The organism is Brevibacillus fortis, from assembly GCF_003013395.1.
GTDB lineage: Bacteria > Bacillota > Bacilli > Brevibacillales > Brevibacillaceae > Brevibacillus > Brevibacillus fortis.
The window spans coordinates 83,192-107,744 of sequence record NZ_PXZM01000036.1; the positions used below are offsets into that span (position 1 = coordinate 83,192).

Annotated in this window: 5 protein-coding genes; all 5 read left to right on the top strand. The window is 46.0% G+C overall.

The features are described 5' to 3' along the window. Positions 1–80 precede the first annotated feature (80 nt). Entirely contained in the window at positions 81–761 is a 681-nt protein-coding gene (locus C7R93_RS21155; protein ID WP_106840668.1) for a metallophosphoesterase family protein, read from the top strand. 760 nt (positions 762–1,521) lie between these two features. Beyond that, on the top strand, positions 1,522–17,100 hold the full coding sequence (locus C7R93_RS21160; protein WP_106840669.1) for a non-ribosomal peptide synthetase: 15,579 nt from the start codon (positions 1,522–1,524) through the stop codon (positions 17,098–17,100). A 16-nt stretch (positions 17,101–17,116) separates the two neighbouring features. Beyond that, entirely contained in the window at positions 17,117–21,841 is a 4,725-nt protein-coding gene (locus C7R93_RS21165; RefSeq protein ID WP_106840670.1) for a non-ribosomal peptide synthetase, read from the top strand. Positions 21,842–21,976: 135 nt separating this feature from the next. Then, positions 21,977–23,254: an MFS transporter gene (locus C7R93_RS21170; RefSeq protein WP_106840671.1), complete on the top strand. Its 1,278-nt coding sequence runs from the start codon at positions 21,977–21,979 to the stop codon at positions 23,252–23,254. Positions 23,255–23,344: 90 nt separating this feature from the next. After that, positions 23,345–24,550 carry an efflux RND transporter periplasmic adaptor subunit gene (locus tag C7R93_RS21175; RefSeq protein ID WP_244191623.1) on the top strand — a complete coding sequence of 402 codons (1,206 nt, stop codon included), beginning with the start codon at positions 23,345–23,347 and terminating at the stop codon, positions 24,548–24,550. Positions 24,551–24,553: the final 3 nt, after the last annotated feature.

Sequence of the window (24,553 nt, forward strand, 5' to 3'; positions counted from 1 at the left end):
TCAGGTGAAATGGGGCGTACAATAGGAAGACACAACAGTAACGAAAGAGAAGCCGCAGACGAGCGAAAGAAGGGTGTAGGATGAAAAGATTGTTGGCAATCAGCGATATTCATGGGGAATTAGAGAAATTGGAATCGTTGATGGAGCAAGTTCAGTACGATCCACAAAACGATCAATTGATCCTGCTAGGCGATTATGTAGACCGTGGACCAGAGTCGAAGGGGGTCGTCGACAAGGTGAAACAGCTCCATGCAGAAGGAGCAATCGTGTTGATGGGCAACCATGATCATATGATGGTCAAATCGTTCGAACAAGACCCTGTCTTTATCGAGCGATGGTTTCGAAACGGCGCACAAAAGACGTTGGCTAGCTATGGTCATGTCGCAGCAGATACGGAGTCTGGTGCACCTGAGACCTTGGAAATCACCTCTTCGGTCAAAGAGCATCTGGAATTTTTGGCTGGCTTGGACTGCTATTATGAAACCAATGATTATATTTTTGTTCACGGGGGTGTACATCCCGAGACTCCGGTTGCAGAGACTGACCCGTACATGCTGATGTGGATACGTGACGAGTTCCATAAAGGCTATAAGGGTGAGAAGACCGTTGTTTTTGGTCACACGCCAACGAGTTATTTGCACGGCAAACACGATGTCTTTTACGGTGATAATAAAATCATCGGCATTGACGGAGGTGCCGTATACGGCGGCCGTCTGCATTGCTTGGAGCTGCCGAGCCGAAAGGTGTACTCCGTAGAGTGATAGAATATGAATGAAAGGCTTTTCACCTCTCTTTTCAAAGAGCGGGTGAAAGCCTTTTTGTTATGTGTCAAGATAAGTAAAGAGTAATATTGTAATGAAATTTATTTAAATAAATTGCAAAAATTAATAATTAAAGTCTTGTCTTCTAATATTTGGGATAGTAAAATATTCCCAACTCACCTATATTTTTATTACTTATCATCATATTAGCCCACGTGAATATTTGCTAATCAAGGACCATTTTCCCCTGCCATGCTCGCTGCAATGTGACCGTTACTCTAATCGTCACTCTTATTCCACTCCTAGAAAAGACAAAAGAAACAGCCATTTCCCAAAAAATCATTGATCGATACGATCATTCTGGAAAAAGGAAAAGAAACACCCATCTCAAAAAGGTGATGGCTTTTTATTGCTCGTTACTTGAAAAATTTATAACAGAAGGTAATAAAAGTAAAGCTCTTATAACTGATCGTTTCATTCCAATCTGCTGAAAGAAAAAGAATGGGCTGTGCTTTTTCTTCCGCGGGAGTGGCTATATAGTTTCTGGGAAAAGGTTCCTAATATTCAGAATGCGAAAAGTCTGTTTTGTCATTCCGAGTACCAGCCTATGTCCTGCCCGGAAAAGAATAGGGAGACTGGCGCTTCGTACAACGGGTCCATGGCTTGGGGAAAATAACTTCTCTTGTATACACGTGGGGTGAGTATCTCACCAGGCAAGAGCTAAAAACTATCAAACACGGAACAAGGGAGGAACAACGCTTTGCATATTGTTCAGACATTAGTAGAAGCGCTGGAATTGTGGAAGAACGAGGACCAAAAAGGCGTTACCTTCATTTTGGGAGACCAGAATGAGATGTTTGTTTCCTATAAGGAATTATATGAAGAAGCCCTCGGTTATTTATTTGTCCTCCAAAAAAATGGAATAAAGCCTGGTGATGAAGTCGTTTTTCAAATTGAGGATAGTAATCTCCGAACTTTTGTCTGCCTTTTTTGGGGATGCTTGCTTGGCGGAATTATCGCTGTCCCTATCTCTGTAGGGGATAACGAAGAACATCGTCTTAAGCTGCTAAAGGTTTGGAAGACGTTAATCAATCCGTATCTGATTACGACGGACAGCGTCTGGAAACGACTGGAGGATTTCTTTGGTAAACACAACTACCTGACGGAAATGGAATCATTGAAATCGAGGTCTTTCCTGCTTGATGAGACCGGGAAAAATGTAGAGAAGGGCACCATTTATTATCCTTCTGTTGATCATGTGGCCTTTATTCAATTTTCATCTGGGTCTACAGGGGATCCGAAAGGCGTTACCCTGACACACGAAAACCTTGTCCATAATGTGCGTGCGATTAATAACAGACTTGGAACGGGTGAGTCTGACTCATTCCTAAGCTGGATGCCCTTAACGCATGACATGGGGATGATCGGGTTCCATTTATCACCGCTGTATGCAGGGGTTCATCATTATTTTATTCATACGTCACTGTTCATCAGGCGGCCTACGCTATGGCTGAAGAAAGTAAGTGAGCATAAGGCGACGATTACGTCTTCTCCGAACTTTGGATATAAATATGTGTTGGCTAGGTTTAAACCGGAAGTGGCTGAAGAGTGGGATTTGTCTACGCTTCGCACGATATTAAATGGAGCAGAACCAATTGCTTCCGAATTGATCCATCAGTTTTTGGATCAGATGAGCCCTTATGGATTGAAGAAAACGAGCATGCTCCCGTGCTATGGATTGGCTGAAGCCTCTGTGGGAGTATCCATACCTGATCAGAACCAGTATTTTACAACGATTTCTCTTGATCGAAGGTTTATCCAGGTAGGCAAGCCAATCAAGATGACAGATCAAACAAATCCAGAAGCTCTCTCACTGGTAGAAGTGGGTTACCCAATTGATTTTTGCGAGGTAAGAATATGTGATGACGAGGATCAAGAGCTGCCAGAGGGTGTTGTTGGCCATATCCACATTAGAGGGAAGAATGTAACTAGTGGGTACTACAACAACCCTACTGCCACTGCAAATGTAATGACGGCTGATGGATGGCTCAGAACAGGGGATCTGGGTTTTATGAGAAAGGAACGTCTTGTCATTACGGGGCGTGCGAAGGACATCATTTTCGTGAATGGTCAAAACGTTTATCCGCATGATATTGAGCGGATTGCTGAAGAAGTTGAAGGAGTCGAGCTTGGGAAGGTCGTTGCCTGCGGGGTATTCAACGAGGATAGCAAAGAAGAGGATATTCTTGTGTTTATCCTTCATCGGAAAAGTGTAGACGAGTTCGCTGCGCTTTCTAAGAAAGTGAAAAAGCATTTGAACGAGCGAACAGGATGGAGAATAAGCGAGGTCTTGCCGATTCAGCGCATCCCCAAAACAACGAGTGGAAAAGTGGAACGATATAGGGTGGCTAGGGAGTATCAGTCTGGAGTATTTCACGATGTTTCCGAGGAAATGAAACGACGAAACAACGAAGAGGTAAACGAGGAAAGAACCGATAAATCACCTCAGATGCGCGAAGAAATAGAAAAACAAATGCTTGCCATTTGCCGCGAGGTGCTTCAGTCGGACAGCTTGGGACCAAACGACAGTTATTTTGACGTAGGCGCGTCCTCTATGCAGCTGACCCAGTTAGCAGGGCGGATAGAAGAGGAGATGGGCATCACGTTGGCGGTAACCGATTTGTTTGCCTATCCGACGATCTCCAGGCTATCTCGCAGTCTCTTCCACGACGAACAAGTGACTGATCGCATAAAACAGACTGATGCTAGCCAACAGAAACAAAAAGATATCGCTATTATCGGAATTTCTTGTAAGTTCCCGCAGGCTCAGGATGTCGATCAATTTTGGCAAAACATCCGAGAAGGAAAGGATTGTATTCATGAACTTCATGGCCAGAGACGAAAGGACACAGAACAATATGTCTCGCTGGTAAGAGGAGAACAGGGCAATCCTACACTCGTAGAGGGTGGATATTTAGATGAGATAGACAAGTTTGACTATTCGTTCTTCTCGATCGCCCCAAAAGAAGCGAAGCTGATGGACCCCAACCAAAGGCTGTTTCTTCAAAATGCTTGGAATACGCTAGAGGATGCAGGCTATGGCGGGAACAAGCTTTCCGGGAAAAAAGTAGGGGTGTATGTCGGCTTCTCCAAGTTGGGATACGATTACGAACGCCTTTTGTCTGTAGTAAGTCCCAAGGATTTGCCCTCTTATGCAGTAGGTAACCTTCCTTCTATTATTGCGAGCCGCATCTCGCACTTGCTTGATTTGCGCGGCCCTGCGATCACGGTGGATACAGCATGCTCTTCTTCCTTAGTTGCGGTTCATATGGCGTGCAAGGCTATCCAAAACGGTGATTGTGAGATGGCATTGGCTGGTGGAGTCAAAACCATCCTGCTGGCACAAAAAGCTGGAATCGGAATGGAATCCTCTGACAACCGTTCAAGGGCGTTTGACGATCAATCTGATGGAACGGGTTGGGGCGAAGGCGTAGCTTCTGTTCTGTTAAAACCATTGGAAAAAGCCATCGGGGACGGAGATCACATCTATGCCGTGATCAAGGGAAGCGCTGTTAACCAAGACGGCGTTACAGTCGGGATTACCGCACCGAACTCACAAGCGCAGGCAGAATTGATTGTAGACGCTTGGGAGGATGCGCAAGTCGATCCTGAAACAATTAGCTATATAGAGGCGCATGGAACGGGAACAAAACTGGGGGACCCTGTTGAGTTGGATGGAATTCAGAGAGCCTTTCGCCAATATACACAGAAGAAACAGTTTTGTGGAATCGGCACTGTCAAAGCGAATATTGGACATTTATATGAATCAGCGGGAATCGCTGGCTTGATAAAGGCTGCTTTGCAGTTAAAGCACAAAGAACTGCCTGCCCTCGTCCATTTCCAGAAGCCCAATCGAAATTTTGCATTTGAAAAGTCGCCAGTATATGTGCAAAACAGACTGGAAAAATGGGAAGCAGAGGGTCATCCGAGGAGATGCGGGGTCAGCTCGTTTGGGTTTAGCGGGACCAATAGCCACGTTATCTTGGAAGAGTATGAGTCGGTTAATGAAACAGAGATGACAGTCTCAGACGAGGTGCAAGTGTTTACCTTGTCGGCCATGTCCGAATCGGCCCTTCAACAACTGATTCATAAGTACCGTGAGTTTCTTTCTTCGAGCGGACCGATTTCTCTGTCAGATTTGTGCTATACGGCAAATACCGGGAGAGAATCGCTTCCCTATCGTATTGCGCTCGTTTTGCATAGTCGCAATGATTTTGAACAAAAGCTCGATCGATTGGCGGTCCGGCTTGAAAATGATCGAGATGTTTTCGTCTACGCAGCTGGTAAGAAACGCGTTCCAGAAGAAACAGTTCATCTGTTGAGTCATTCCGCTCAGGATGTGCAGGAAAAGTACCACAAGGCGAGTACAGAGTTGAAGTATTCGTATGCAAAGACATTATGCGATTTGTATGTACAGGGAGCTACGGTTGAGTGGGATGAGTTCTACAGAGATGGCAAAAAGAGAAGAAAAATGCCATTGCCGGTCTATCCTTTCGATCAGCATCGCTCTTGGATTACAGATGATGTGAGCAGCATCATTCCAGAACAAATGAATACTACACGCGGAAATAGAGGTGCTACTGTGTCAGAGATAGGGACTGCGCCAATCACAAAAGTTCTGAAAGAGTTGGTTCATCATGCTTCAGGTTTTGGTGTAGAAGAAATTGATCCATCCCTTCATTTTCTGGAGCTTGGCTTGGATTCTATTATGCTCGTACAAATCAATCGTGAAATTCAGGAAAAGTTTGGAGTGGTTATTCCGACCCAAGAGTTGTTCGAAACCATTACCAGCATTGATAAGCTAGCGGCCCACATCGCTCTGGAACTATCCAGTAGCCCAGCTGTAGCTTCTGCCACGCAAATGGAATGGATGGCAACCGAGCAACCGAGAGAAAACGTAGTTGTAGAACATAAGGTTGTTCAGAATGTTCAACAATCAGAATCGAGAGAACATACAACAAAAATGCCAATCCCGAGAAGTGCAGGGGCGGTTGAAAACATTATTGAAAAGCAGATTTCGCTCTTAGCTGAACACCAAAATCAAATGGCCACGCTGTTACAAAAGCAATTAGAACTGTTGAATCAAGAACAGAACGATGTACCTGAACAAAGCTATGTACCTGAACAACACGCTGCATCTGTGTCTGTTGCTCCCGAGAGCCGGAAACCCGAAGCAAAACCACCCGTCAAGGTGAATGAAGAGGAACGCCAGAAGCCATTTATACCTTATCAACCACTAATGATCGGTGAATCAGGCAATTTTACACCTGCACAAAGAGAGTATCTAAACAGATTCATTCAAAGCTATACGGAAAAGACAAAACGCTCCAAGAAGTATACGCAAGAGCACCGATTGGTTCATGCGAACAATCGCAATGTGTCTGGATTCCGTTCTTATTGGAAGGAAATGGTTTATCCGATCATTACGCAATCTTCAGCTGGTTCGAAAATGTGGGATATGGATGGGAATGAATATATCGATCTGACGATGGGTTTCGGTGTAAACCTGCTCGGTCATAATCCCGCATTTATCATGAAAAAGCTAGAGGAGAAGGTTCAATCTGATCTGCCTCCGCTCGGACCTATGTCAGATGCAGCTGGAAGAGTAGCAGAATTAATCAGCGAGCTAACCGGAGTGGAGCGTGTTGCCTTTTACAATTCGGGGACAGAGGCAGTTATGGTGGCGCTGCGCCTGGCTAGAGCTGTCACAGGCCGTACGAAGATCGCATTATTTTCCGGCTCCTATCACGGTACCTTTGACGGGATTCTGACTGTCGCTGATCCTGAGTCCCAGGACGGGAAGGCCATACCGATGGCTCCAGGTATTACCCAGCATACGGTGGATGACGTCCTTGTCTTAAACTACAACCATCCAAAATCAATCGAGCTGATCAAAAAACATGCACATGAACTGGCCGCAGTGCTGGTCGAGCCTGTTCAAAGCCGACGTCCAGATCTGCAACCAGTGGAATTCTTGAAGGAAGTCAGAGAGATTACAAGCCAATCAGGCACTGCCCTTATCTTTGACGAAATCATTACAGGATTCCGTATACATCTTGGTGGCGCACAGGCGTGGTATGGAATAGAAGCAGACCTCGTTACGTATGGGAAAGTTCCGGGTGGTGGCATGCCAATCGGTGTTGTTGCTGGTAAAGCTGCATTCATGGATGCGGTGGATGGGGGAACCTGGAATTTTGGAGATGATTCCTATCCGTTACATTCCGAGAAAAAGACGTTTGTGGGCGGAACGTTTTGCACACACCCACTGACGATGCATGCTGCGATCACTACTCTGGAATATTTGAAGGAACAGGGGCCGAAGCTTCAGGAAGCGTTGACTCAAAAGACCCTCTACTTGGTAGAAACGCTTAACGCGTATTTTAAGGACGAGCAGATTCCAATCCAGATGATCAATTGCGGTTCCTTGTTCCGCTTCGTATCGTTTACTGATATAGAATTGTTCTTCTATCACCTGATTAGCAAGGGCATTTATATATGGGAGGGCAGAAATTGCTTCCTTTCTACGGCTCATTCCAACGAGGATATGGAGAGAATAATCCTTGCGGTGAAGGAAAGCATCGATGATCTGAGACGTGGAGGTTTTTTGCCGGAGCCACCCCCTACTTCTCCGAATGGAAGACGGAAACAAAATCAGGTTATTGAAATGACAAACTTTACGAGACAGGATGGGCAAAAGCACGAGCCAAACCTGGTGGGAAGTGTGGGGGAACAACTGAGGCTTCCCCTTAGCCCTGAACAGAAACAGATGTGGTTTGCAGTCAAATCTCGCGTGGAAGCATCCGCAGCTTTTAACGAGAACATCTCCCTTCAGGTGGAGGGTGAGCTTGATATCCCTGTGTTTGAGCAGGCTGTCCAAATCATGGTGGATCGTCATGAAGCATTGCGAACCATCATTGACTCAAACGGAGAGTATCAGGAGGTATTGCCCAAGCGGGACATACGAGTTCGAGTCGTGGATTTGAGCCACCTTTCATTCGAGGAACAGGAAGAAAAAAGGAATCAGCTATTGGATGAACAAACAGGCACACCATTTGAGCTGTCTTCTGAGGAACCGCTGTATCGGGTAAGTGTCATCAAGCTGGCTTCCGCCAAATTCCTAACCTCCTATACCTTCCATCACATGATTGCAGATGGTTGGTCCATGGCTGTTTTCATAAAAGAGCTGGATGATATCTACACAGCCCTTACACAGAAACGACCAGTGTCGCTAGAGCCTTCTACACCATTTTCTGCCTACCAAACCTGGCAAGAAGCACAGGTGCAGAAACCAGAGTTTCAAGAAGCGCTCACGTACTGGAACGAAAAATTCTCAGATCCAATACCCAAGCTCGTTTTTCCTTTAGAAAAGCGAGAAACGGGAAAACCATCTTTTACAGGCGAGCGAATTACCTTCAAGATCGACAGCAGCATCACGAGGAAGGCAAGAAAAAGAAGCATTCAAAACAAGAACAGTCTGTTTATTACCTTACTGGCTTCTTTTAATCTGTTTCTTCACCGCCTTCTCGGAAATAGAAAAATGGTTGTTGCGATTCCTACTGCGGGCCAATCCCATATCGGCAAAATGTCTTTGATCGGAAACTGCGTCAATCTGTTGCCTGTTTGCACCGAGATTGACGGCAATGATACGGCAGCGGATTATTTGTCCCGGGTGAAACAGGCGGTTGCTGAGATGGAAAAGCATCAAGCCTACTCATTTGCAGCATTAGCTGAGAATCTGCCGCATCAGAACTTGCCGGAGCTTTCTGTGTTGTTCAATATGGATCGGCCGCTTCACAACCTGACTTTCGCTCAAATGAAAGCTGCGCTGCTGCCGAATCGGATCATTTACAGCAAGTACGATCTCTTTATAAACGTTACAGAAGTGGGCGGAGAGCTTGTTGTTGATGTGGATGCACGAAGCGGGGTAGTAACCTCGGAGATTCTTCGCCAGTGGGGTGTGTACTTTGCCAATCTTGTGCATCGCATTGCAGAAGACGATCAGGAAACAATCAGTGCACTGTCCCTTTTGCAGCCCGATGAAAGTGAAAGAATGATTCGCGAATCCATTGGCAACCTGGGCAAATATGCAGAGGAATGGAAAGAACTATTGCAGGATGTCCCAGATGATCGAGTAGGACGAGCTTCCCTCTATGTATTGGATCAGTATCAGCAAGTGGCCCCTATGGGTGCGATCGGACAGGTGTATCTGGATGATGGGGGATTCGAACATGCAGTCCCGTCTCATTGGCAGCGAACAACGAAATCTGCTGTTCCCCTAGGAAAAGGGGAAATCCATATCATCCATTCATCTGATCAGCTTGCAGGGCAATCAAGCAAAGGAGTAAGAGAAGTAGAGCCGGCTGGAACGGCGACTGAAGAGCGAATCAGAGTCATTTGGCAGGAAGTTTTGGGAAGCTCCCCGATGTATCTGGATGACAATTTTTTCGAACAAGGCGGGAACTCCTTACAAGCGACTGTCATGCTCAGCCGAATCTACAAGGAATGCCATGTACAAATTCCTTTGCATCAAATTTTTCAATCGCAGACGATACGTGAATTAGCCAAATATGTAGACTCGTCAAAACATGAAGCTTTTGCTCCCATTCGCACATGCGAGATGCAGCCATACTATATGTCTTCTTCCGCGCAGAAAAGAATGTATATCCTCCAAGGTTTGGATGGAGGAACCGCCTATAACCTGTCTGGTTACTTACAATTGGATGGGGAACTGGAACTTGATCGTCTGATTCAAGCTTTGCAACAGGTTGTACAAAGGCACGAGTCTTTCAGGACCAACTTTGTCATCAGGGATAATGAAGTCGTGCAAGTATTACATGACGATCTGCCATTGGATATTGAGGTCGAGCAACTGGCCGAAGAGGATGTAAATGAGGCGATTCGCACCTTTATCCAGCCGTTTGATCTCAGCAAAGCACCGCTTATTCGGGCGAAAATTTTCCAAGTCTCAGCCAAGCGCTTCATTGTGGCTGTGGATATGCATCACATTATTTCGGACGGCTATTCGGTCTCTTTGTTTATCCGGGAGCTGCTTCATGCGTATAGAGGAGAATCACTGCCAGAGCTCGGCGTGACGTATAAAGACTTTGTGGCATGGGAGCAAGAGAGGGAGCAGTCAGAACAGCTTCTCGCTCAAAAGGAGTACTGGCTCACGCAATTTGGTCAAGGTGAACTTCTGGTATTGAAGCTTCCCATTGATTATCAAAGACCACCGGTTCAATCCTTTGAAGGTGACCGCTTGACGATGGGGATCGGAGAGGAAGTCAGGAAGCAGTTACTCCAAATTGCCAGGGAAACTGACACGACCTTGTACATGGTATTGCTTGCTGCCTACAATGTACTTCTTTACCGATACACGGGGCAGGAGGAGCTGATTGTCGGTTCTGCTGTGGCGGGAAGACAACACCCTGATTTGGAACGAATGGTCGGCATGTTTGTAAATACATTGGCTATCCGTAACTATCCAACAGGGAGCAAGACCTTTAAGGATTTCTTGAAAGAAGTGAAAAATCAAGCCATCCTTGCATTTGAGAACCAGGAGTACCCGTTTGAAAAACTGGTTGATTCTCTTCAGCTCAACAAAGATTTAAGCCGGAATCCTATATTCGATACCATGTTTGATTACCATTATGAATCCTTTGACGATGTGGCCTCAGATGATTTCAAAGTCACTACGTATGAATATCCAAAAGGTGTGTCCCTATTTGATCTCAGTCTTGATGTGCATGATGACGGGACGACGCTCACTTGCCAATTTGATTACAGCACTCATCTGTTTAAACGCGATACTGTTGAGCGGATGGCAAATCACTTTACCATGATTCTTCACTCCATTCTTCAATCGAATGAGATGTGCCTGGCTGATTTGGAGTACCTGTCCAGCGAAGACGTCAAGCAGGTTGTCGCCGACTTTAATCAAGCGCGGAAGCAAATACCAGCTCCTCTCTATCCAACGTTCTCTGAATGGTTTGAAGCAGAAGCAAACCGCCATGCAGAGCAAGTCGCAGTCTCATACGGGGAAGAGCAGATCAGCTATCAGGAACTCAATGCGAAAGCAAACCGTCTGGCCCGGGTTCTTCGTGATCAGGGTGTAATACCAAACAGCGCGGTTGCCATTTTGGCAGAACGCTCGATTAACATGGTCGTGGCTGTTCTGGCAGTTATGAAGGCGGGTGGAGCATATGTACCGATTGATCCCCAGTATCCGAAGGACCGCATTTCGTTCATGCTGGAAGACAGTCAGGCAAAGGTCATGCTGGTCAATCAAAATGGCCAGGACGGCATAGACTTCAGCGGCTCCATTATCGATCTGGATGCAGATACCAGTTACAGCGAGGATTCGTCCAAACTCGTAGCCGTGTCCGGACCGACAGATCTTGCTTATATCATTTATACATCGGGCACAACTGGCAAACCCAAGGGAGTCATGATCGAGCATCGCAATCTGGTGAGTGTAGCGAATACATGGCGGTATGAGTACGACCTTGAACATATCAATGTCAATCTCTTGCAGATGGCAAGTTTCTCCTTTGACGTGTTTGCAGGTGATTTATGCAGGTCCTTGCTGCATGGTGGACATTTGGTGATATGCCCGAGTGATGTAAGGATTGATCTTCCGGCCCTTTATCAGTGGTTGACCCGGTATGAAATTTCTTTGTTTGAATCGACACCTGCTCTTGTTCTTCCTTTTATGGAGTACATTTATCAAAATGGATTGCCGCTCCATCATCTGAAACTGCTGATTCTTGGTTCGGATACATGCCAAAGCGAAGCGTTTGTCCGCTTGGTCGAGCGTTTCGGGCAGATTAAAATCATCAATAGCTATGGAGTCACTGAGGCTGCTATTGATTCCAGCTACTTCGAAATAGCTGGCGATACCGAAATGACAACCGGAAATGTTCCGATCGGAAAACCGCTGCAAAACACAGAATTTTATGTGTTGGATTCCCAATTGCGGCCACTGCCGGTGGGCGTGTACGGTGAACTATATATCGGGGGAGCAGGTGTTGCTCGGGGGTATCTGAACCGAGAGGAATTAACCCGTGAGCGCTTCATCCAAAACCCTTTCCGTCCTGGTGAGACCATGTATAAGACCGGCGATATTGTTCGCTGGATGGCAGATGGAAATATGGAGTTTGTTGGTCGTTCAGACTACCAATTGAAGATTCGTGGATACCGTGTAGAGCTGGGCGAAGTAGAAAATCAACTGTTACGACATGAGAAGGTTCGCAATGCCATTGTGCTCCCGAAGACAAAAGGAGATGACTCCGTTGTATTGTGCGCTTATTACACAACGGATGAGGAAGTAAGTGCAACCGAAATCAAGGCGTTTCTAGCCGATTCTCTGCCTGAATTCATGGTTCCAACCTTTATCATTCAATTGGCAGAGTTGCCTGTGACGCCAAACGGCAAAATCGATCGGAATACTCTGCCTGAACCTGATCTGTCTAAGCTGGTATCCGAGGAATACGTAGCGCCTGCGACAGAAAATGAAAGAAAACTTGCAGGAATATGGCAAGATGTCTTGCGTATCGAACGAGTCGGCGTTTTGGATCGATTCTTTGAAATCGGTGGACATTCTCTGCATGCTGCGATTCTTCTTGCCAAAGTGAACAAGGAATGGCAGGTAGAAATTCCGCTGCGAGCCGTTTTCCAAAATCCTACCGTCAGAAGCTTTGCCCACGTCATTTCTGATGCGACACAGGCCGAAAAGCCTTTGATTCAGGCGGTTGGAAAACAAGAGCATTATGAGCTGTCTCCTTCGCAAAAAAGGATTTTTACTGTTCAATCACTCGATGAAACGAGTGTCGCCTATAACATGGCAGGCGCTCTGATTCTTTCCGGGCAGCTAGATTCTGCGGCATTGGAAAAAGCATTCCAGTCCCTTATCCAAAGGCATGAGGCGTTTCGTACGTCCTTCGGCTACGTAAATGGTGAGCCTAAACAATTTGTCCATGACTCTGTCCGTTTTGCCATCGATCATGCGAAAGTAGAGGACAGTCCGGAAAGTATAGAAAATCTCATACGGACGTTCATTCAACCATTCGAACTGAGCCAGGCTCCGTTATTGCGCGTCAAGCTGGTAAAACTGGTGGAGGACAAGCATTTACTCCTGATTGACATGCACCACATCATAGCAGATGGAACATCGGTGAGCATTGTCATTGATGAGTTAAACCAATTGTATAACGGGCGAAATCCAGAACCACTCAACATTCAGTTCAAGGATTATGCTACTTGGTTGAAACAGATCAAGACGACGGGACAGTCGCATAAGCAGGAGAAGTTCTGGTTAGATGAATTCAGCGGGGAACTACCTGTCATGAATTTGCCTACAGACTATCAGCGACCGCAGTTTCAAAGTTTTGAAGGGGGTACGGTCGAAAGCGAGATCGAGGAGGATGTATCCCGCAAATTGCACGACTTGGCGAGAGAAGCAAACGTAACGGTCTTTTCGATTCTATTGGCTGCGTACAACGTTTTGCTGTCCAAATATACCGGGCAAGAGGACATTGTCGTAGGGATCCCAGTCGCAGGACGAAACCACACTGATGTTCAAAATGTAGTGGGAATGTTTGTGAATACGTTGGCTCTGCGAAACTATCCAGCAGGCACCAAAACGTTCCGCGAGTTTGTCCAAGAGCTTAGTGAGAAGTCACTACTGGCGTTTGAACATCAGGATTATCCATTGGAAGACCTGGTAGAAAAGCTTCAGCTGCGACGTGACCCAAGCCGGAATCCGTTGTTTGACACCATGTTCGCCTATGACAATGTGTCAGATACGGCCTTTGACTGGAACAGGGTAGAGGTAAGTCTTTATCCATTCCAAACGAAAATATCCAAGCTAGACATCGTGATGAATGTCGAGACGAGAAATGAAAGCTTTTTTGTAGAGTGCGAATATAGCACCAGTCTCTTTAATTCTGAGACAATGGAGCGTTTTATCAAGCATTTTACCAACGTCCTTCGGCAGGTATCTGTTGACATGGATATGCTTGTGGGCGAGATTGACCTCATGTCTCCTGAAGAAGTGCAGTTTTTGGAGATGCTCAGCAATGATACGAAGCGAGAGTATCCTGTAGTACAGCCGATACATGTTGCCATTGAGGAATCAGCCAGACTTTATCCAAATCGAACTGCTGTTTCCTATCAAGGCTCGACAATCACTTACCAAGAATTAAACGAGAAAGCCAACGCAGTCGCTTCTGATCTGCTGAAACGCGGTATAGGAAAAGGCAAGTATGTACCTGTTCTTATGGAAAGAAGTCTGGAATTGGTCATATCGTTATTGGGTGTAATGAAGACAGGAGCAGCGTTTTCACCACTGGACATTCAGTGGCCTGTCGATCGACTCCAGTCTGTTATTGCCGAGCTGGGTAGCGAGTTCGTATTCGTAGAATCCGGAAATTCCTTTACGGAAACGGATTTGGGAGCGAAATTGGTCGCGATTGATCTGGGGCAGCTGACAATGGAAGTGGAAAATCCAAATCTGTCCGTATCGTCGGAAGACCCCATCTATGTCATTTTTACTTCTGGCTCAACAGGCAAACCAAAAGGAGTCGTTGTACCGCATAGAGGGATCGTAAACCGCTTTCTCTGGATGGATGATTACTTTGGACAAGACGCAGCGCAATCTGTGCTTCAGACCACCAACCATGTATATGATAGTGCGATTTGGCAATTCTTCTGGCCTCTGACCAATGGTGGAAAAACGGTCTTGCCTACTACAGGGATGACTGTCTCGGCTGATTACATGGCTGGAATCATTGAAGACGAACAGATTACCTTAACTGATTTCGTGCCATCTGTCTTTAACGTGATCGTAAATCAGTTAGCTGAAAATCTCGAACTGCAGGGGAAATTACAATCGCTCAAAAAGATCATTATCGGCGGGGAGGAAATCGTTCCGTCTGCAGTTTCCAAATTCCTGAAAATATTCCAGTATGTATCCCCGACGAATTTGTATGGACCGACAGAAGCAAGTATCGGATGCATTGCCTATCAAATTACGGGAGAAGAAGATCGCATCCCGATTGGAAAACCGATTTTCAACACGAGAATTCTTCTTCTCGATGCGTACGGAAAACGAGTGCCGATAGGTGTACCTGGAGAAATCTTCATCTCAGGCATGCCGCTTGGATTAGGTTATTTGCATAACGAGCAGCTAACGAGGCAGAGCTTTGTCGATAATCCATACGCGGAACCCGGCTATGAAAAAATGTATAAGACAGGAGATTTGGCTGTCTATTTACCGGATGGAAACATCCACTTCCTGGGCAGAAAGGACTTCCAGATCAAAATCAGGGGTTATCGAATCGAGCCAGGAGAAATTGAAAGCAAGCTACTTTCGCTAGAACAGGTAAAAGAAGCAACCGTTATTGCTAGAGAAGAAGAAAATGGAAGCAAGTACTTATGCGCGTATATTGTGACAGAGCATGAGCTTGCGGCTGACGAGTGGAGGGATCTGCTCGCCAAAGATTTGCCAGATTACATGATCCCGTCTTTCTTTGTTCGACTAGAGGCTATGCCGATTACGGCTGTTGGAAAAGTGGATCGGAAAAATCTTCCCCTTCCTGATCGCTCTAACTTGGTGGAGGAACACATCGTCGAGCCGTCAGATGAACAGGAGCAAATCATGGTCTCCATCTGGAAGGATGTGCTGGGGCTTGCGCAAGTGAGTGTGACACACAACTTCTTTGAGCTTGGGGGAGACTCCATTAAAGCTCTTCAGATGATAGCGAGATTGAGGAGTCATGGGTACGAGCTTCGTTTGAGAGACTTGTTCCAAAACCCACGCATTCGTAGTGCGGCAAGATATCTCCAGACGCTGACCAGACAGATTGAACAGGGGCCTGTTGTGGGAGCAGTAGCGTTGACACCCATTCAGATGAACTTCTTTGAACAAAAGCATCAGAACCCACATCATTACAATCAATCTGTCATCTTGTTCAGAGAAGCTGGCTTCGATCCAGAGCTGGTTCAACAAGCATTTAGGAAGCTGATTGAGCATCACGATGTTTTACGAATGAAATTCCAAATGAATGAGTCCGACATTGTCCAAGATCATCGGGAATTGGACGAGTGCCTGGTTCCCATTTCGATCAGAGAGTTCCCGGCTCAATCCGTAGAGGATATGGAGCAGGCTGCGCAGCTCATACAGGAAGGAATCCATTTGTCGGATACTGCGTTGGTAAATCTCGGCCTTTTCCGAACAGAAGCAGGAGATCACTTGTTAATCGTGATTCATCATCTCGTAGTCGATGGTGTCTCATGGCGGATTCTTCTAGAAGATTTCCATACGTTGTATGACTCCTTGCTGCAGCAAGAAGAGCCTGCTTTGCCTATGAAAACCGATTCCTATCAAACATGGTCAGAAGAATTGCAAAAATATGCGCAGGGAAGCGAGATTCAACAGGAAATCGGATATTGGAAGCAGGTAGAGGAAACGCCGTTCTCTCCTCTGGTAAAGGCGGAGACGATTGAAGCACCGCTGATGCAAGATACAACCGATGTCACCATCGAACTTGATGAAGCCAACACAGAAAAGCTGCTGAAGCAGAGCCACCAAGCTTATAACACGGAAGTGAACGATTTGTTGCTTACGGCGTTGGGCTTGACGGTAAAAGAGTGGGCGGGGTTAGAACATGTGCTTGTCAATCTGGAGGGACATGGCAGAGAAGAGATCGTGAAGGGCGTGGATATTTCACGCACGGTCGGATGGTTTACAGCCCAGTATCCATTCGTACTTGATATGAGCCGATCGGAATCGCTTGGCTACCAGATCAAAATGGTGAAAGACAGCTTGCGACGTGTACCGAACAAAGGTGTTGGATACAGCATTTTACAGTATGTGACTGCGAGACAAACCGATGTTCCGTTAACGTTCCAGATAAAGCCCGAGATCAGTTTCAACTACTTGGGACAGTTCGATACAGATTTAGAATCAGGGAGCATGACGACTTCCTCCCTTTCTCCGGGCCGAGAAATCAGTCCCACCTCCATTCGATCCTTTGCGCTTGATGTAAATGGAATGGTGGTGAATCACAAGCTGACCCTTACTTTTACGTATCATCGTGAAGAGTTTGAAGAAGGAACCATTCAGAGCCTCGTGGATGCTTACCGAGAAAAGATCGTCGAAATCATTACGCATTGCATATCGAAAGAGTCAGTCGAGCAAAGCCCAACAGATTTCACATACGATGAGCTGTCCATTGAGGAATTAGATCATCTTTCCCAACTGCTGGGTGACAAAATTCAATGATAGATGGTGATGAGGTTTGAATGGTGTTCAGATAAAAAATATATACCGTTTGACACCTATGCAAGAAGGGATGCTGTATCACTTTATCCTTCATCCTGAATCAGAGGTTCACTTCGAGCAAACGGTGATTACGATGGAGGAGTCGTTGCAGCTTGATCACCTTGATCAGAGCTTTCGTGACCTCGTCGAAAGATTCGATATCCTGCGAACAGTCTTTCACTATAAAGAAAGTAAAAAGCCCCTTCAAATCGTATTGAAGCAAAGAGAAGCAGCTATTCAGATCGAGGACATCTCTGACCAGACTCAGGATGAACAAACAGCATTTTTGGAGCAATTTCTTGTAAAGGATCGGCGCAAGAGATTTGATCTGGAGAAAGACCTGCTGTTTCGCATTACCGTTATTAAATTGAGTGAATCCAAATACAAGATGGTGTGGAGTTTCCACCATATTATTATGGATGGCTGGTGCCTGGGGATTGTCGCAAAAGACTTTTTCCATATCTATCACTCTTATCTTCAAAATAAGAAGGCTGAACTGGCTCCACCGTATTCCTTCAGTAGTTATGTCACCTGGCTTGGCAAGCAAAACAAACAAGAGGGACTATCGTTCTGGCGAGATAGTCTGGATGGATTTGATCAGCAATCTCCTTTACCGGTTGAATATATTTCAACCGGTAAGGGGTACCAACGAGAATCGATCGTGTTTCGCATTGATCGGGAAACGACTGCTAATTTGGAGCAGATAGCAAGATCAAATGATGTGACACTTAGCATCGTCTTTCATTCCCTCTGGGGCTTGTTGCTGCAACGATACAATTATGCCAATGATGTTGTCTTCGGATCAGTTGTTTCGGGACGCCCCTCTGAGCTCGTTGGCGTCGAAGAAATGGTCGGATTGTTCGTCAATACGATCCCGATGCGGATTCGAAGTGAAAGCAAACAGACATTTTCAGAATTGCTTCGGCAGGTACAACAGTTTTTCACAGCCACAAGCAGCTACCAATACTTGTCTCTAGCGGATATTCAGTCCGAAACCGCATTAAAACAAAACCTGATTCAGCATCTCATGGTCTTTGAAAACTATCCATTGACGGAGGATACATTCGACGAAGATGGAAAAGGCGGTTTATTCGGAATTACTGATGTCCAAGGATATGAGCAAACCAGCTACGACTTCAACTTATGCATCATTCCCGGAAAGGAATTAGAAATTCACTTTATCTATAATGCACTTGCTTATAGCGATGCTTATCTGCAAAAAGTGCGAGCGCATTTGAATCAGTTGATTCAAAGTGTCATCCACAATCCCGACCAGCCGATTGCCAAAATGCAAATGGTCACGGACGAGGAGCAGGCTCTCATTTTGCAACAATGGAATGACACGGATATGCTGGTTGATCAAACGCTAACCATTGACCAGCTATTTAAGGAACAGGTTAAAAAGGAACCGCATCAAATTGCCTTGGTCGATCAAGAAGGCACCTACACGTATCAGGAATTAGATGACAAATCCGATGCGCTGGCCCACGTGTTGCGTGAAAAAGGGGTAAAACCAGGGAGCATTGTTGCTGTAATGGTGGAGCGCTCTACTGCTTACAGCCTTGCGATCTTGTCCGTTTTAAAAGCGGGCGGTGCCTTTCTCCCGATTAGCACCGACCATCCGAGTGAACGGATCAGCTATATGATCGAAGATAGTGGAGCCAACATTGTTTTGGTCCATAATCCAACTGTAGCGTATGCAGAGCGTATTCTCCCTGCATCAACGTTGATGAATCTTGATGATATGAGCTTATACAAAGGCGTTACCTCTGATGTACAGACCCTACATCGTTGCAATGACCTGGCCTACGTCATTTATACATCCGGGTCAACGGGGAAGCCAAAGGGGGTCAGGCTGCACCACGTCGGAATCGCCAACCTCCAGCAGTTTTTCATCAACGATCTCGGTATTACACAAAAGGACAAAGTGTTGCAATTTGCCAGTATCTCATTTGATGCCTCTGTTTGGGAGTTTACGATGGGGGTATTGACTGGGGCGAGATTGGTCATTGTTTCAAAGGATGTCGTTCTTGATCCCGAGGCTTTTAGCCAGTATCTGCAACGGCATGAAGTAACAGTCGCGACGCTTCCGCCTACCTTTGTGACGTATTTGGAGCCAGAAAATTTTCCGACGTTGCAAACGTTAATTACTGCAGGTTCCGCAGCAAACTGGGAGCTCGTCCATAAATGGAGCGCTCATTGTCGATACATCAACGCATACGGTCCAACCGAAACAACTATTTGTGCAACGACTTGGACGTATGAGGGGCAAGAGAGGCTGCCGCAGCAAGTGCCAATCGGAAAGCCCATTGCCAACACAAAAGCGTACGTGCTGGATGTGCATGGCCATTTGCAACCCCAGGGAATTCCTGGTGAGTTGGCTGTCGCGGGCATTGGTGTCGCTGATGGCTACATCAATCGTGAGGAATTGACGAGCGAGAAATTTGTGGCAGATCCGTTTATTGCAGGTTCGAGGCTCTACAAGACGGGAGATATGGTGAAATGGCTTGCAGATGGTAGTCTGGAATATTTGGGGCGAATGGACAACCAGGTCAAGATACGTGGTTTTCGTATCGAACTTGATGAGGTTGAAAATGTGATCCTATCCCAGGCAGGAGTGAAGGAAGCTGTCGTGTTGGCAAAAAAAGTGCAGGGAGGAGATACCAGTCTGATTGCTTATCTGGTCTGGGAGCAGCCTGAATGGAACAGAGATTTGCGTCAGGAGCTTTTGACCACTCTTCCTGCCTATATGGTACCAACGTATATCCACATCCTTGAGAAAATGCCTATAACACCCAATGGCAAAATAGATCGAAAAGCATTACCTGAGCCTGTCATGATCAGGGAGGCAGGTAAGCAACTAAATCCCCCTGTTACAGAGAAGGAGATCATACTTGCAGAAATCTGGAAAGAAGTGCTCGACCTAGAGGAAATCAGTGTGGATGACCATTTTTATGATCTGGGCGGACATTCTATTAAAGCGATACAACTGGTAGCACGGCTTCATAAGGAAGGAATAGAAGTGAAGATTCAAACCATCTTCCAATACGATACTGTCAGAGGGCTAGCAGGATATTTGGATACAGTAAACCGGATTCGTACCACAAAAGCGAAAGATAAAAAAGAGCTGGAAACATTGATCTATGCCCATTTTCAAGTGCGGAGCAATTATGTAGAGGTGCCTTTTGGAAATAAGAACCGGGCTGTTCTGTACGTGGAGGGAAATGCTCGGGACAAACACCAAGAAATCCTGTCCCTTTTGCGAATGTCTTGCGATCCTACGATTCAACCGCACGCGATTCATTATCGGGATCTCTTGCAAAAAGCAGGGGAAAAGGAGAAGCATCAGTACCCGGAGGCTACGCTTGATGAGAAGGAATCTTTGCCTTGGCAGGAGCGCCTCGTCAACGACCTCGATCAGAAGCTCCTTCGTTATTCGGAGGCAATCGTCAATCAGCAGAGTTTTATCAAACAGCCTCTGTCACCTTCACAGCGCTATCATGTACAGGAAAAGGACATTTCAGGAACCGTGATTCGCTTTGAGCAGATGATCGAAACAAAGCTGCTGGAAAAGGCCTTTCTGGGCGTTCTGGAGCGGCATCATTTACTGCGATGCACGTTGGCTTTTGAGCAAGAAGAGCCATATTGGAAAGAATATCCTTGCCCTAGTGAGATTGTGCTCCCTGTGGTTGATGTATCGAACGATTCGGATGACAGAAAAGACGAGGTGCGCCAGCTTTTACTGAGCGAATATTTTTACAAGCAGGATGATCCGATCGGTTCTTTGTCATACAAAGTGATCTTGCTGAAAGAGAGCGAGAAAGAGTACTCGTTAATCTTCCCGGCATCTCATCTCATTTTTGATTTGATTAGCAGTGAAGTTCTGCAGAATGATATCAACCTGTATTACGAAGCGCTGGAAAATGGCACAGACCTCTCGGAAAATGATCGGAATACGTATTGGGATTTCGTCGGGCAAATTACCAAAGGTCCAGTCGGAATCGAAGATCAGCAGCTCATGGAGGAATTTGACCTTCACGCATTTGAGAATAGTCTTTTGTCTATTGAAACACAGCTTCCATCGTCATCCGCTATGGACGGATACACGATTGTTACCTGCGAACTGGATATGGACAACACACAGGAGACAGAAAATGCGCGGATTCCGATTGCACTATTAGCCAGATTTTGCAAAAGAAGTTATGGGGTCCAAAAGGCCCCGATCTTCCTCATGAACTTTGGCAGATCCTTTATGGGGAACCATTTCTTCGATGTGCTTGGCGAGTGCATTGATCATATTCCGCTTCATATTGATCCGTCTTGGAGTCTTGATCAGTTGGAAACGTATGTGAAGGCTCGTCTAGATGTCACAAAAGAGAGGAATATACACTTTACCAATATCGCGCAAAATCCTGACGTTACAGAAAAATATCCTCTTTCCAATCAAACGCTCATGCGATCCTTGCAGATGACACCTATGATTTGCAACTTCCTGGGCGAACAGAACAAGAGTCAACCAAGTGAATACGATCATCTGTTTATAAAAGGAAAGAAGCGTGTTCTCTTTGAGGCTTCTTATACATCCACGGGCAAAATGACTATTTTTATGGCTTTGCCGTATCGAGCGGATGAAAGGAAGCTGCGAGTGATACTAGAGGAGGAAGCGAAAAAATTGATAGGATCGCCTCTAGTCATACGCTAAGAATCGCCTAGGAATCGTATTGGAAATCGGCAGATGGATTCCGCTCTATTCCGGGGCCAATTGTCCTAGGGGTATGGCGGGATCATCCGCCGAAATAAGTCGTCACCTAGAAGGATTACTATTCAGGAGGTTAAGATGGGCAACCAATCGTACCGATTAAATATATTTATTTTTTCTATTACTCGCTTCATCACAGAATTAGGTAGTGGTGTATACAAATTTGCTCTTGCCCTGTACATTGCGGATGTGACGGGTTCTTCTGCCGCATTTGCGACTGTGTTGGGCTTTACGTATTTGCCAGGGGTGCTGATTAATATTTTTGCAGGCGCCTATATTGACAGACACAACAAGAAGACGATCATGGTTGTCACAGAGATATTAAGCGGGGCGCTGGTTCTTTTGTTTTTACTGTTTTTCCTCCAGTTCCCCACAAATCTATGGCTTTTTGTCGGATACGGCTTCACGATCAGTACGATTCAGGCTTTTACGTATCTCGCTTTGCAAGCGTCCATTCCTGAACTGGTAGACGAGGACAGGGTAGGAAGCATGAACTCTATTTACCAAGCAATTAGTGCCATTCTCAATGTAGCGGGTCCATTAGTAGGGGCAATTGCCTATCGGGCACTGGGAATGGAAATGATTTTGCTGATTGATGGTCTTTCTTTTATCGGAGCAGGGATCATGCAGATGTTCCTCCGTTTCCGCAAGTCCGAGGCAGTACAGGAGACAACACAAAGCTATACAGAAACAATCAAGGAAGTATTCCAATATATCCGAGAACAGGTTGTCACCAAGTACTTGTTCCTGATTTTCCTTGTGCTCAACTTTATTTTCCCTCCCCTCATGTATGTGGGGTTGCTGCATATTGCCTATCGAGTCGAACAAGTATCCATGGAGCAATTCTCCTTTATTCAGGCCTCCTGGTTTATCGGGATTATTGTAGGAGCGGCCATTGTCTCTATGAAAAAGGTGAGCAAATACGTCGAGAATAAAATCTTCCTTTTGATTCAATTGCAAGGGCTACTCTTGCTAACGTGGGTATTTCCGATTTTTGTTCCGGAAACGAGTAACGCATCTTGGATCATTACTGGCGTGTTTGTCGCGATTTTATTGGTCACAGCTATCCTCAACTCCATGGGGAACATTCCGCTCTTTACGTTTGTTCAATTGAACACCCCTGAGCATTTGCGCGCTAGCATGTTTGGCGTGGTCGGCACGTTTACCGGAGTGGCCGTACCGTTGGGGATCTGGTTGTACGGTATTTTACTGGAGGCCGTTCATTGGCCGTATCTCGTGTTGGTCTCAGGTGCCGTCATTTTCGTGATCGCCTTGATCGCTCATCTGAACAAGCAAGTGAGTCAATACTTTAAGAAAAAAGAAGAACAGGCGGTTGCAACAGACAAGTCTGCTTGAGCAAGGTCACGATAACTAGAGAGAGAATATGATGTCAGTTTCACTCAAAAAGACAATGACAAAACTGCTGGAGGACTCTACGTGAAGAGTATGTACTATGTCGTTTTGACCGTTGTACTGATGTTTATCACGGGATGTGGAGTGGAAACGAAACAGGAAGCGGAGCAAACAAAGCAAAAGATCGTGCAGGTGCACACCGTAAAACAGACAGATTCCCTGCCGATACCACTTACTGCTTTCGTTGAATATAAGCAGGAGAGCCATTTAGCCTTTGGGGCTTCTGGTACGATTGAACGAATGAACGTAACAAAAGGGGCAAAGGTGACACAGGGCCAGGTATTAAGTTCATTAAATACGAACTATTTTCAAAAAGGGCTGGAAGCGGCACAAAGCCAGGTTCAAAGTGCATCTGCTATGCGTTCAAAAACGTTGCAAGGAGCAAGCACCGATCTCATCAGCAAACAACGCTTGGCAGTCGACAGCCAGGAAAAGCGTTTGAAGGATGCGCAACGGAAATGGGAGACAGCCCAGGAGCTGTTTAAGGGCGGCGCTATTTCACAGAGTGAGCTGGACAGTGCGCAGTCGGAAAAAGAGCAAATCGAGATTTCGCTACAAGAGGCGCGAATTACGTTGGATAAGTTGCTAAAGGGTGCGGAAGTCAACGAGATTGCCAGTGCAGATGCCGATTTGAAACAAGCGGCCAGTCAAGTAGAGCTCGCAAAGAAAACCCTTCAAGAAACGCAACTCGTCGCACCGTTTAGCGGTACAGTCATTGATGTGACCCAAAAGGCAGGAAGTCTTGCCCAGCCAGGTGAAAGTATCATTCACCTGGTTGATAGCTCGGAAGTGAAGCTGAAGGTCGATGTCCCATTGGATGTGATGGAAAACTACAAGCAAGGGGACACGGTGCCTATGGCAGTGGAGGGAAAGGGCAAAAGTACAGGGACCATTACATTTGTCTCCCCCGTTCTTAACGCGGAAACGGGAAAGTATCTTGTAGAGATAGCTGTTTCCAATAAAGACAACGTGTTGATAGAGGGGATGGTCGCAACTGTAGAGATGTCACGCAAAGTGAATGGAATGCTCGTTCCCGTCCAAAGCGTTGGGATTAAGGAAACACAGCGCTTCGTCATGGTTGTCGAGAATGGTGTAATCAAGAGACGCGACGTGGAAGTGGGGCAAATTTTTGGAAATAAGGTCGAGATTCTATCAGGCCTTCAGTCAGGCAATCAAATCTTAATCTCCGGCATAACGTACTATGCCGAAGGAGAAGTCGTTACGGTGAAAGGGGAGTAACCG

Excerpts from the sequence above, each read along its gene's own strand:
- C7R93_RS21155 (WP_106840668.1), top strand. The coding sequence starts at position 81 with ATGAAAAGATTGTTGGCAATCAGCGATATTCATGGGGAATTAGAGAAA.
- C7R93_RS21170 (WP_106840671.1), top strand. The coding sequence starts at position 21,977 with ATGGGCAACCAATCGTACCGATTAAATATATTTATTTTTTCTATTACT.
- C7R93_RS21175 (WP_244191623.1), top strand. The coding sequence starts at position 23,345 with ATGTACTATGTCGTTTTGACCGTTGTACTGATGTTTATCACGGGATGT.